We start from the raw sequence: 12,458 nt of genomic DNA on the forward strand, positions 1-12,458 counted from the left end.
ATGGTTTGCCACACCCCCCGTTAGTTCCCGCTCGACCAGATCATCAACTGTGATTCGGGATCCTGTCTACCTCTGGGCTCGAGTTTGGTCTAACTCGTCTTGAAGCTCTTCGATTCGGAATTGAAGTTCCTCAACTCGCTCATCTTTCGAGGCAATAACGGGAAGACTTCCGTCCCGATAAGAGCGTGCCTCTTGGATGAGGTCGTAGAGATACCGGCTGAGACTTTGTCCCTCGTGGTTAGCTTCTTTTTTCCATTCTGTTTTATGGTCTTCGTGGCAGTAGACGTCTGCTCTCCCTCTATCTTCGCGTAATCGATTCCAGGCTCGGTCAGCCTGCTAGCTTTTTTCATACTTATTATATATTAGACAATAGAAATTGAATAGACGATTGTCATATTCGAAACTCGTTAATAATCGTGCTCTGAAGGTCACTATTCCATATCCAAAATAGTGAAACTTTTATTGTTATCTTTGGGTCTAGTGATGAAAAATAAACGGACCTTCCTGATTTAGCTAGGTACAAATTGTTAGTCTACCACTGCTTTTCCGCCTATAGATAAGCCGAATCACGGCGGTGGTATAAAAAATTAGTAAGTGATCGTCGGCCCCCTATTACAATATAGCTTAAAGATAAACGGTTTGACTATCATTTTGATTTTTGATATGTGGTAAGAGAATATGCTATTACACACTATATTCTTCCGACATCTAATTATACCTAGTAGCTGAATAAAGATTTAATAAATATACTGAGACAGTATTCGCATGCCAAATAATAAGTCGAATCTTCCACATCGAGTACGATATGATAGCCCTAAGGATGGTCGAAATGAGAAAGCATTCGTGATCAACGACCGCGACCAAGAGCGACTGGCCGTGCTCGAAGCATTAGCAACTACGACGTTCGACGAGTCTATCTATAAATTAGATGTTTATTTAGCAGCGCTCAGGTCAGGACTTAACGATGATAAAGCGTTTCTCGAGGAAATGCGTAAGATCGGATACGGCTACTTTGATTAAATCGTAGCCAAATACCCTCGTCGCTTCTCCATCTTTTCTATTTCTGTCATCTCGTTATAGTGGTTATCAAGCACATCCGGGCTCACGTCAGCCCAGTCGGACTTGCAACATACTGTTCCCCACCAGACTTGTTTTTCGGTGGAGTACCGTAGTCTGCGCAGTGAGCGATACGTATATATCCCTCTTTCAGATCTACAACGTCGACATTGATGGAACGTACCAGTGTGTATCGCCGTGCACCACAAAAGAAGGAAGATAACATGTCGTCTGCTCAGTTGTAGTCAGCTTCAACTAGACTTCGTCGTGTTCCAGTTCCTGATTGTTCTTAACACTCGAATATTTTCCACCAACCTTGCGCAGCTAATATATAAAATTTCATTAATTAATTGTATTAAAACTAGTTTCCTCTTAAGACATTCCGAAATATTTGTTTGTATGGGAATTGTCGATTTGGTTCTGCTCGAATATCGTCTTTTTCTACTATTGTCGCTTAGCTAAGTGCGATTCGGTCCCACAGACGACGGCTCGGAACGATCAAAGAATAGATCGCCGAGCCTTGGACTCATGATTTTCTGCTGTAGCAGAGAACCCTTCGTCAATACCGCTAAGGGATGGTCCCCCGAAGAATGCGATATCCCCTCTCCTTTACTACTGATACCACCACTCCTACTATCATCCCTCTGCAGTTGCGGTGGGCGCGAGTGCCGGATGGACGGTAGCCCGGAACGCGAAACAAAGTGAGCGCAAGCCCGGACCGTAGGAAGCACAGCGTAGCGAGCGACCGGCCTCGTTCCGGCTAGGGAGCGCCCGGGACAGTTGAGTGGTTGTATACAACTAGGCTGTGTCCAATCGTATTCAAGTCACTAATCTAAGAAGACTACATAGCAGTAGTTGCGGATTCTGTACCCGATATTGATCGTGAAGAGGCTGCTACGTACAGGTCAAGAAGGTAACGGAGTAGTAATCGGCTTCACTAATAGCTGTCAAGAGTGACGGCGATCGCATAGAGACGATCCTGATAATTCCTCTTAGAGTTGATCGAGATACCGTTCCTTGTTCTGTCTACATTGCTCCTTTTCTCGCACCGTAATTTGCCACCATTCTGTTTATAACGGTTCTCTCCGTCTTGATTTCCATCGGTACCCGAATTATCTGTTGGGTCCAAAGTTTATCGCTAATCCTGCAATCCTGTGTCAAAACTTGTAAAGGAGATTTCATACTCGGTATGTCCTTTGTCGAACGTTATTTCGCGTTCACCGAGTGCGTCAATTGAGACTGTTGCCGAAATCGTTGTGGAATGATCCGGTGCGTTTCCAGTCACGCTGAGTTTTCTTACTGGCGAGAGTGTGTCCCAGGAGACTAGGAACGTTGTTCTTCCGGTCGGACCGCCAAACCATCGCCAAGTGTCCTCATTATAGGACTCACCATTATAGGCGCCTTCAGTAAACATTGGATCATCATTCGTACCGATATCGTAAGATTCTACAACTTGAGACTCACTATCCAAGAGAGTGATTTCGTGGCATACAAATGCCAGATCGCGTGAAAATCTATCTGCGTCTGGGTTGAGCTCCTTCTCGTCGATAAGGCTCTCAAAGTCAATCGTTACTCGACCGTAGCGGTCTCGGTTCTCGTAGGTTTCTTCGTGGGTAACGAGGTTCCCCTCAACGATTTCAAGGTATCGAGTGTTCCATTCCTCAGTTGGTTCAATGATCGTGCCTTCATACCATTCATTGAATGAGGTGATCAGTGCAGCGTTGACATCTGGATCGAATTGCCGAACTGTTTCCCGGCAGTACTCCGCGAACTCCTCTGGTTCTGGCGTGAGAACAGCTTGATCCATGCCATCTCTGTGGTAGCTTTTATCAAAGGCGGGTCCGACAGCAGGTATATAGTTGACATCACTGTCTTCTAATGCGAGCATCCACTGCTGGGAGTTTGAAAGAACTTCTTCAGGGTAATTCTCTTCCACATCGTCCTCATCAGCGTAGAACGGGACATAGTCACTGACGGCCTCAAATTGATCAATGAGGTCATGATCAACAGGTTCCCATTCGCCTACTTCGAAATCACCAATGATGTAGGGTTGAACGCCTGTTTTATCACGTACTGCTTCAAACGTACCTGAGACGTCGCCCATGAATCCTTGTGCGAGGTAGATGTAGACGGCTGGCTGATCGTTGATATGAAGGTAGTTCTCGCGGTCAAAGTACGTTTCTGCGAGATAGGAGAAATCTTTCACGAATTGCTCTTTGTTAGCGGGATCGTCGAAGTCAACTCGCCACCCATCAGTTATATCCAGCATGTCATGAGGTTCGTACAGAATTGAGATTTCGATGTCATCTGAGCGATCTGCTTCAGGGAAGTAGTCTCGAAGGGTGATATCCGACCAACTATCGCGTCCCCACCAGCTGACGGAGAACCAGTTGATACCATGGGCAGTTGCCCACTCAATATGCGTGTCGATGACGTCGGGGTCACGAGCGTTGTACTCGCCAAGAACTGGCGTTCCCGGATATCCCTCGTTCCAGTGCCAATCGGCACCCCACCAGACATAATAATGAGTTCCAATGAGACGATCTTTGTCTACCTTTGTCGTCGGTGACGGCACATACCCTATCTGGCGGGTGACCTCATCAGTCCCGTTATCGTTCGTAACTGTTGCTGAGAGGGTATACCGCTGTCCACCATCGAGTTCTATCGTCGCATCCACTTCTTCTTCATCGATTGGGATTACAGTTCCATCTGAAAGTTCAATCTTCGCAGTTCCGTCTGATCCAATGGTAAGTTCACCAGATACGCGTAATTCTCGACTCTCGATAGCAGTCTTGTTGTCATCAAGTTCATAGGAGAGATCAAGGACAGCTGGATCTGAGACTACTGAAGATGAAGGGACTCTATCTTGATTGCTTCTTGAAGAGGCCGGATCTCCATCAGTGTTATTCTCTGCACATCCCGAGATGGAGGTGTACCCAATCCCTCCAAGAGCTGCGAGGAGATGTCGACGATTCATTGGCTCTAAGCTTACATCGAAGTTATAAAACATTCACTATTCCTCATATTTAGCCATAGATGAAATGGCATGTGAGAGTAATAAAAGAAATGGTCTATTGGAATAGTATGGCCCTGAGAGTTTCTTGGTAGCCATTGTAGATATAGTCAAGAGTGAACAGGACAGCAACAGAGATCTCCGATAACTGTTAGAGTAGGTGTGCTGAATAAAGAGTACTGTAGTCCCGGTATTTGACTCACCCAGTTGACAAACCCGTGAAATCGCCTGATCCACAGAAGGGGTACCTCTGTGATCCCCGGCCCTCTTCATCCCTCTGCGGTCTCCGACCGTTGTCATTCGGCGTCGGCCGGATGACAGCGGTCGTATAGTGACGACCCTAGTGGTTCGCTCCTACAACCGATCAAGATACCGTTCTCTGTTCTGTCTCCGTTGCTCCTTATCTCTCGCATCATAGTGCAAATCAAGCGTCTCCGTTGATAGGGACATACGTTGAGAGCAGACCTCGGCTGGAACGTCCTTCGAAAGGTGATGAGTGATCGAAGACCGTCTCACTGGGTGGCTTGATATAGAACTAGGACATTTGCTGTAACTACCGTACGCTGTCGCTTCACATTCCTCTGGATCCCTATCGTGCGGACACTCGGCCCCGATCCAACAAGGGCGTGTGACTTTGTAACAAATCTTCGTCACACTCTGATAGTGCATTCTTCCGTGGTTCGAGGCGATCAGCGGTTCCCGTCCGTGATCGTCCGTAACACTTGGACGTTGATTCTCGATCCAGTCATTGAGCGCGTCGACAAGTCTCTCGTCATTCACCGTAACCTGACGCTCGCCTCGCTCTCCCAGCTTCAGACGAGTCCCTTGCTCGGGACGATGCTGGAGGTCAAGATATCGCTCTTCTGGATACCAGTCTGAGACGTCTAACGCTCGGAGCCCACTTCGTCGCATTCCACAGTGATACAGCGTATGGAACACGATATGAGCCGTCGAGGTCCACTCGTAGCGACAGAGGTAATCGATCAGATCTTTAGCCCGTTCACGCGAGATAGCGACATCTCGAGCCTTATCCTGTGAGCTCACATTGGGTATTACGACTTTATCGGCGGTGCTCTCCGATACGAGATCAGCCTGTTCGGCCCATCGGAGAAACACTCGGAGCGTGTGGAGATGCTGTTCGATAGTGACGAGATTACAGTCAGGCGCAGACTCTCCATTTGTCCGCCAGTTCTTGTACCGCTGCAGATCGAAGCCATCGAGCTCGGTGAGAGACTCGATCGATTCCTGTTCGGTCCACTCAACGAAGTATTCGAGCCTATAGCGGTGGTTGTCAAGCGTCGACTCTGTTACGTCGTGTCGTGACGATAGATACTCTTCTACGGCCTTTTCGGGGGGGATTTCGTGCAGTTCTGTCATACCGGATCCGTCCGCTCTTATCCGGTATATGGTGATCTCATCGGGTGATTGATAGAGTGTGAAGACTCGGAGGGGACCAGGGCCCTGATCCGCATTGACTAGTCAGAGGCCCCGGGTTTATTGTCGTACTCTGCGACGCGCAGCAAGCAGAGTCGACCGGCTGCTGGCCCGCGAGCGGACGCGAGACGGCCAGCAAGCACTCCCGGCGAGTCCACTACAATTTCTCCGCCATAATCAGGGTTCTACACCGCAAGGTACGGACCTTGAGGCGGACGGATTCGCCACTTTTGGGCTGACGACTACTCCCTCACAGAATAGACTTCATCAGAAAACCGTACGCGGGCCGACGCCTGTTGGCGGTTTTCTGAGGGAATCGAGGTGGTTAGCGTGATTCGACGCCAGAATGGTGTCGAACGTGCGCCACTGATCTGTGAGTTCTGCGGCTGCGAGATCGACTATCCGGAAAAGCGCTGCCCGGCGCTCGAGGATGGGAGGTGTCAGCCGTGACTCGAAAGGAAACCGCGAGAGCCGGTCACTCGTCCAAAGTTACCTCGGCTCTCTGCGGCGCACTGCTCCGTTCTCCGGGAGCAATCACCCGACCAACGGAGGTGATCGGGCGTGCGGAATGACCGCACGTTCCGGTTTGAAACTTCCGCTACCCGAAGACAGCGGCTCACAGTTGGGTGGTTACTGTGAGCGCGCGGAAGTTCCTGCGGTTCCAGTGCCACGAGTTCGACGGTCACTTCCACCTCGTGCGCGACGGATTGAAGCCGTATTACGCGCTCACTGACGTCCGGAAGGACCACGATTGGTCCAACGAAGGGAAGCCGTCCGGCACTTTCGAATCCGGTGACGAGACGTGGCACGTCTGTCTCGACTACGACGAGCAGCCGATCCTCCCGTGGGATGATCCGTCCTACAAGCTCGAGACGGCGTATCTGTATCGGCTCTACTTCGTCTGTGAGGACGAAACGTACGATGGCGAGCGAGCAGACCAGAGTCAACGGGTCAAGGGTGGGACGATCACGTTCCGGCCCCGCTGGCCCGATATGAAACGTCGAGCGAAGGCCGATACCGACGACGATGGCCAATGGACCGGTCCCGTCAAGGATGTGAACGGGTACATGGATCTCGGTGTGCCGTACATCGATGCGCAGGTCCAGGGATCGAACATCGAGTTCGATCGCTACCCCAGCTTACTCGCAGACGCGGCGGCGACGTTTGGGATTCCCCGCCGGTACTTCGACGAGTTCTACCAGACGAGCACCATCGTCGACGCGGCGGTATACGTTCGACTCCAGCGATCGAAGTCCGGTCCGATCTATGCGGCGGATGGTCCGATTGCTCGGATGCATTCGCTTTTAGAATCCGATCGGTCCGGGTTCCGGAAGCACGTCGAAGACAATCGCGACCGCCCCGGTGACTACGTGACGAGTGTCGTCGACGATAGGCGAGCCGGGAAGATCATCCGTGGACACGAGATCGGAAAAGAGGTCAAGCACTACTATATGAAAGATCCCGATAACTACGATCCCGACGAGTTCGGTTGGCATCCCAAGCTCGAGGTTGGATACCAGACGAGCGTCACCGATCGAACCGTCTACTGGGAGCGTGACGATAGAGAACTCGACTGCGAGGATCTCCGCCGCGAGCTCGAGGAGTTACTCGTGAACCTCCTCGATTGGGGCGGGTTCGACGAGACTGGTGGTGGCGGTGATAGTGGATCGTACCAGGAAGACGCATACTTCGATCCCGACGATCGCGAGCGCCGCTCACTAAAGCTGGTCGACTGCCCGCTCCCGGAAATCGAGAGTGAGCAGGAGGCTGCGGTGATGCGCCTCTGGGGCGACATGAACCCGTCTGACGAAGCTCTCGTCGGTACGCTCCTTACTGACGGGGGTGAGATATCGCCTCAAGACGCGGCCGACAAGACCGGCTATTGCTACGATACGATACTACGAGCCGTTGACCGTCTCGAGGGATTTATCGAACACACCTACGGCGAGTTGGCGATCGAGAGCGACTATGCGGCTCAGTCGATGCTCAAGCGCGTGCGTTCGGCCGAGGAGCAGTTCCGTCGATCGATCGGGTCAACGGTAATACAAGTGGCCGACGACGCTCAGAACGTCGAGACGGACGCGCTCGACCGATTCGTCCGGAACTACGATGTCGGTATCGACGAGAATCGAAACGACTGTCGTGCCTTGCTGAAACCGCGTTACATCGCCTCGGATAAAGACGACGCGAAGAATCTCGCGAGGGAGGCCCACGTTGCACTCCTCGAGAGACACGGGAACTCCTGCGGGTTCCAGATGCGAGTGGAACTCGCTGACGGGACGATCAAGCGTTTCCGTGACCTCGAACAGGGTTGGGCTGGCGCCGCCTGGGACTACGAAGCTGCTCGCCGGAAACGGGAGCAGCAACTTGAGAGACAAGCTGGTGCGGACGGTCGCGACATCAATCCCGAGGAGATCGACCTCGAGAAGGCGTGGAAGCAATTCGCCGAACTCGACGAGCGAGTCAACTACTCGACGCTCCATATGATTGTTTCGAGGGTTACAAACGATGTCGACCGTGCTCTTGAAGTCCTCGAGGAGAACGGTGTAATCGTCACCGGCCAGGGTCGCGGCTTTGCGATTTCACCTCGGTAGCGCGGCTCTGTATAGTGGCGACACTATTGTGACACCTATTTTCGGTTAGATTAGCCCGTATTATTCTCGTTTAGAGTCTCATAGCACGTACGGCGAGACCAACCTGTGTTATAGCTAATGTCAACACTACAACATTCAGGTAGAAATCCGACTCGCAGGGTCGAATTCCGCGTTAGGGGGTGTGGCTAAGGCCAATGGGCCAAACCAACCGCTATACCTTCGGAGGGAGGGGGGAGATAATAGGTTTATAGAAGACGGCCAAATAGGGATAATCCTCAGTCAATGAGTAATGTGGATTGCTGCTCTATAACACTTTGTATCAAATGAGTATTAGCCGCTCCAGCAGAGGTGATTGGAAAAGTCAATTCACAAAAATACCATTGGCCGACAGCTTCCGCGGCAGTAGACTTCGGGGACCAGAAGCACGCGCATAGCGTACCGAGTGCGGCGGTCACGTCAGTAAGACGTTCGTTACGTCCCCAGAACGTACTCGTTACCCACGCAAACACGGAGCGCCTGCAGTCGAACACCGATCTCGACGGCCTCGTACTCTCGGCGCTCTCCGTCGAGGCTGAACCGCACCGGATCGTCCTTTAGGGCGACGATCTCGAGTTCTGACGCCTCGATCGTTTCGATGTGAGGCGTCTCTCGATCGAGGAACCGTTTCGTGACGGCTTCGGTGACCGCGTCCGTCGGCGGCAGTCGATCGACGACCGTCACCTCGAGCCGTCCAGTCTCGGCGTTCGAGGGGTCGTCCGGGCCGGTAAACCTCCGAAGGGCGCCGATGAACAGACAGGTGCGTGGGACGATCCCGATGCGGCGGTCGGCGACCCGGACGAGGCGCTGGCCGACGCCGACGAGGAGACCCGCGAGCGACTGCGCGAACTCGGCTATCTCGAGTGATATTGAACTGTAGTCGTCTCTTGGTCTGCGATCGCAAGAGCATGGTCGATTGCGGCTATGCTTGGATCGCTCCCGTCTGTTGGGACCAGGATATCGATGTACAGAGGTGACCTCCGACTGTGATACAAAAACCGGACGCGAGCAATTGCATGGGATCACTCCTCGGGGACAGTTTCCGAGGGATAGTCCCCCGAGCGGTTTACCGGTCGGTTGATCCAACTTGTTCCTGATCCAGCGGATCTTCGATGTCGCCCATTACTGCCTCGAGCAGATCGGTTACAGTGACGAGACCGACAACCATGCCGTCTTCGATCACAAGCGCGAGTTCCTGATTTTCGGCCTGAAACTGGTCGATGGCGTCGCTGATATCAACGTCGGGCGAGAGCGTCATCGGCGGAGCCGCGATGTCGGCGAACGTGACGTCGCCCTCGAGCAGGTCCTCGCGGTACTTGGTGAGGATCGGCAGGTAGACGATCCCTCGGAAGTTAGTCAGGTCGTCTCCGACGAGCGGATAGCGCGTCTGCGGTTGGTCAGCTATTCGTTCGAGATTCGTTTCCGGATCGATTGTCGTGGACAGCGCAACAATCTCATCAGCCGGCACCATCGCGTCGCGGATCGGTTGCTCGCCGATCGCGAGTGCGTTTAACACTTCTTGGCGACGTTCATCGGAGACTTCGCCGCGGTCGAGTACCGATCCAAGTTCCTGGCGGAGGTTCGCCCGCGATTCGATCACGTCCGTCTCGGTTTCCTCGAGCCAGGCGCCGGTCATCTCGATCCCGAATAGTCTGAGCGTTCCTTTTGCCACCCAGTCGCCGAACTTGATGAACGGCGAAATGACGAACGCGAACCAATACAGCGGTCGCGCGCCGTACCGGCAGACCTGTTTCGAGCGCTCGACGCCGAGGTAGGTCGGCGTCTGCTCGCCATGGGTGAGGTGGACCATGTTAATGAGGAAGAACGCGAACAGCGATCCGGCGCCAGCCGACGCGAACGTTGGGAACGAGTTCTGGAAGAGGGGCTCGAACACGGCTGCCAGTCCCGGCTCGGCGACGACACCCAATGCAATGCTGGTACCGGAGATCCAGATCTGGCAGCTCGTCAGATAGAACTCAAGGTCGTCGGTCATCTCCCAGGCACGGCGGAGCCCTGGCGTGTCGAATTCCGATTCAGGGTACTGACGGGCCCGGGTCAGTGCGAATTCGATAGCAACAAAGTAGGCGTTGATGAGGATGAGACCGACGCCCGCGAGGATTCGCGCTCCGATTTCGAGTGAGTTCATAACCATGGGACTCACTCTCAGATGTGTTGTCTTTCTGAAGAGTGGGTCTGAGACTGGTTCCGAATTGAACCTGTGAGTAATGCTGCCGCAACTGCGTCGCTCATGAACCCAGCAAGAAACATAACTATTAATATTAGCATCGCCAGGGGGATAAGAATTATATCCCTATCCATACTTCTCCCGTGATACTTGCGTGTATATCCCCGAGTTCTCGGTTGACTGGCTCTGCGAATTGCTGTTCATTGGCTGATAATCAAATTTGTAGTCGGACACATAGCAGTGTTAGCTTTCAAATGAAGGCGCCCTCCCTGAAACAAGCCGTTAGTGTAACAGCTACTCCCTATACTTACCGTGATTTTCACTCTCAACTCTGAATAAAGAAACCGTACTACCAACTACTGCTAATCGATGTGCTCGAAGAGAATGATTATCTCGGCGAAGAGAAAGCGCCCGTGTTATGGACTAACATACTCAGTTCGGTCGAACTGGTTGATCTCCCCGCGGAAGAATAGCTTGTTCAGGCGTTACGATTCGTCTCCCTCCGGGTCGACAAGATTGGACAATCGGTCTCGCCCGAACAGAAGGACAATCATCGCTCCGAGCAGGTCGAAGACGAGATCGCCCACGGCGTCGAGCCGCCCGTAGTGGACGAGTAGGGGGTCGAACCCGATCCGATTGCCGAGCGCGTGGACGATGTATTCGAATACCTCCCAGACGAAACCGAGTCCGAACGTGATTCCGGCGACGAACGCGGTTCGAGAGCGCCTCGAAGCGCGGCGTTCCCCGTCGATGTCGGATCGGTACACCACATCCGCGGCGCCGGCGAAAACCACCCCCGAGAGCGTGTGTGCGAGGTGGTCCCACCACCAGACGCGATCGTACGGGCCGAGCATGCCGAGCGTGTGGATCAGTGCAGCCGTCGAGATCCACTCCCGCTGCCACGGGCGAAAGCGAACGTCGTATCGCCGTTTGAGGTACCGCGGCAACGAGACGAACGTCAGCGAGAGGGCACCGTTGACAATTACGCTCGGATCGCGACGTCGAATTCCCGCAGCAAGCGCGGCGACAATTCCCGCGTGCAAGAGGCGATTCACGATCCGCCGAACGCCGGTTTCATCTGTTCGCCGGACGCGTGGTTGTGGTGCCGTCACGGCGAATCCGAACCGTTCTAGACCATTACTGGGATCCGGATAATCGTTCGCCGTGTCACTGCCACTTCGTCGACGAGCACGTCCGGCGACGGGAGGACGTCACTCCGTCGTCGGATCAAACGGTATACCGATCCGGACCGTAGTCGATGACGGTCATGTACGACCGCATTCTCGTTCCCATAGACGGGAGCGATTCGGCGACGATAGCGCTGGACCACGCGTTCGAGATCGCCAGCGATCACGACGCGCCCGTCACCCTCCTCTACGTCGCGGACACGAACGAGCCGAGTCAGACCCGCATCGGTACCGACGTCGTGGACGTCCTCGAGCGCGAGGGCAACGAGATCGTTTCGGACGCGCGGGAACGGGCTGCGGACAGCGACGCTCCCGTTACCACGGACATCGTTCAGGGAGTCCCCCACGAAGCGATCGTCGACTACGCCGAGACGAAGGACGTCGATCTCATAGCGATGGGGACCCACGGTCGAGACGGTTTGGAACAATATGTCGTCGGGAGCGTCGCCGAACGCGTCGTCAACACGGCGCCGATGCCGGTACTGACGGTTCGTGCGATCGACAACACGCCGATCTATCCGTACGAGTCTATCCTCGTCCCGACCGACGGAAGCGAACACGCGACGACCGCGTTGCGCATGGGCGCGGCCGTCGCGAAGCACCACGGCGCGACGCTCCATCTCCTCGCCGTTCTCGAGGACCAGCTCCTCGGATCGCTCGGCGGGGAATCCGACCGTGAGAGTCGAGCGATGGACCTGCTCGAGGACGGCGAGGCAACGGCCAACGACGCGGGCGTCGACGACGTCGTGACCGCCGTCGAGTCGGGATCGGTACCGACAGAGATCACTTCGTACGCCGACGCCACGGGGATCGATCTGGTGGTGATGGGAACCCACGGTCGGACGGGACTGGACGAGCGATTTCTCGGCAGTATCTCCGAACGAGTACTCCGCACTGCGTCGACCCCCGTCCTAACGACGAATCGCCGCGACGTCTGAGGGCGGCGAAGCGCC

Annotated in this window: 9 protein-coding genes; 4 read left to right on the plus strand and 5 right to left on the minus strand. The window is 54.0% G+C overall.

Annotated elements, in window-relative coordinates:
• Positions 1-89 precede the first annotated feature (89 nt).
• Positions 90-350 carry a hypothetical protein gene (locus ACSFC7_RS12620; protein ID WP_436343113.1) on the minus strand — a complete coding sequence of 87 codons (261 nt, stop codon included), beginning with the start codon at positions 348-350 and terminating at the stop codon, positions 90-92.
• A gap of 415 nt (positions 351-765) precedes the next feature.
• Between ACSFC7_RS12620 and ACSFC7_RS12625 the strand changes: the two genes are divergently transcribed.
• Entirely contained in the window at positions 766-1,020 is a 255-nt protein-coding gene (locus ACSFC7_RS12625; protein WP_436343114.1) for a hypothetical protein, read from the plus strand.
• 1,174 nt (positions 1,021-2,194) lie between these two features.
• On the opposite strand, the gene ACSFC7_RS12630 is transcribed toward ACSFC7_RS12625, so the two are convergent.
• Together ACSFC7_RS12630 and ACSFC7_RS12635 are read right to left on the minus strand one after the other, a co-directional pair.
• Positions 2,195-4,033: a glycoside hydrolase family 99-like domain-containing protein gene (locus ACSFC7_RS12630; protein ID WP_436343115.1), complete on the minus strand. Its 1,839-nt coding sequence runs from the start codon at positions 4,031-4,033 to the stop codon at positions 2,195-2,197.
• Between the two features lie 390 nt (positions 4,034-4,423).
• Entirely contained in the window at positions 4,424-5,446 is a 1,023-nt protein-coding gene (locus tag ACSFC7_RS12635; RefSeq protein ID WP_436343116.1) for a tyrosine-type recombinase/integrase, read from the minus strand.
• A gap of 692 nt (positions 5,447-6,138) precedes the next feature.
• On the opposite strand from ACSFC7_RS12635, the gene ACSFC7_RS12640 reads away from it, so the two are divergent.
• Together ACSFC7_RS12640 and ACSFC7_RS12645 are read left to right on the plus strand one after the other, a co-directional pair.
• Entirely contained in the window at positions 6,139-8,097 is a 1,959-nt protein-coding gene (locus tag ACSFC7_RS12640; RefSeq protein ID WP_436343117.1) for a DUF7845 domain-containing protein, read from the plus strand.
• A gap of 636 nt (positions 8,098-8,733) precedes the next feature.
• On the plus strand, positions 8,734-9,000 hold the full coding sequence (locus ACSFC7_RS12645) for a hypothetical protein (protein WP_436343118.1): 267 nt from the start codon (positions 8,734-8,736) through the stop codon (positions 8,998-9,000).
• A gap of 199 nt (positions 9,001-9,199) precedes the next feature.
• Here the strand turns inward: ACSFC7_RS12645 and ACSFC7_RS12650 are convergent, their stop codons facing one another.
• Positions 9,200-10,279: a CNNM domain-containing protein gene (locus tag ACSFC7_RS12650; protein WP_436343119.1), complete on the minus strand. Its 1,080-nt coding sequence runs from the start codon at positions 10,277-10,279 to the stop codon at positions 9,200-9,202.
• Between the two features lie 524 nt (positions 10,280-10,803).
• Complete coding sequence (locus ACSFC7_RS12655) at positions 10,804-11,373, minus strand: hypothetical protein (protein WP_436343120.1); 570 nt, start codon at positions 11,371-11,373, stop codon at positions 10,804-10,806.
• A 212-nt stretch (positions 11,374-11,585) separates the two neighbouring features.
• On the opposite strand from ACSFC7_RS12655, the gene ACSFC7_RS12660 reads away from it, so the two are divergent.
• Complete coding sequence (locus ACSFC7_RS12660) at positions 11,586-12,443, plus strand: universal stress protein (RefSeq protein ID WP_436343121.1); 858 nt, start codon at positions 11,586-11,588, stop codon at positions 12,441-12,443.
• The last annotated feature ends 15 nt before the right edge of the window (positions 12,444-12,458 follow it).

The organism is Natronorubrum halobium (genome assembly GCF_051351675.1).
Classification (GTDB): Archaea; Halobacteriota; Halobacteria; order Halobacteriales; family Natrialbaceae; genus Natronorubrum.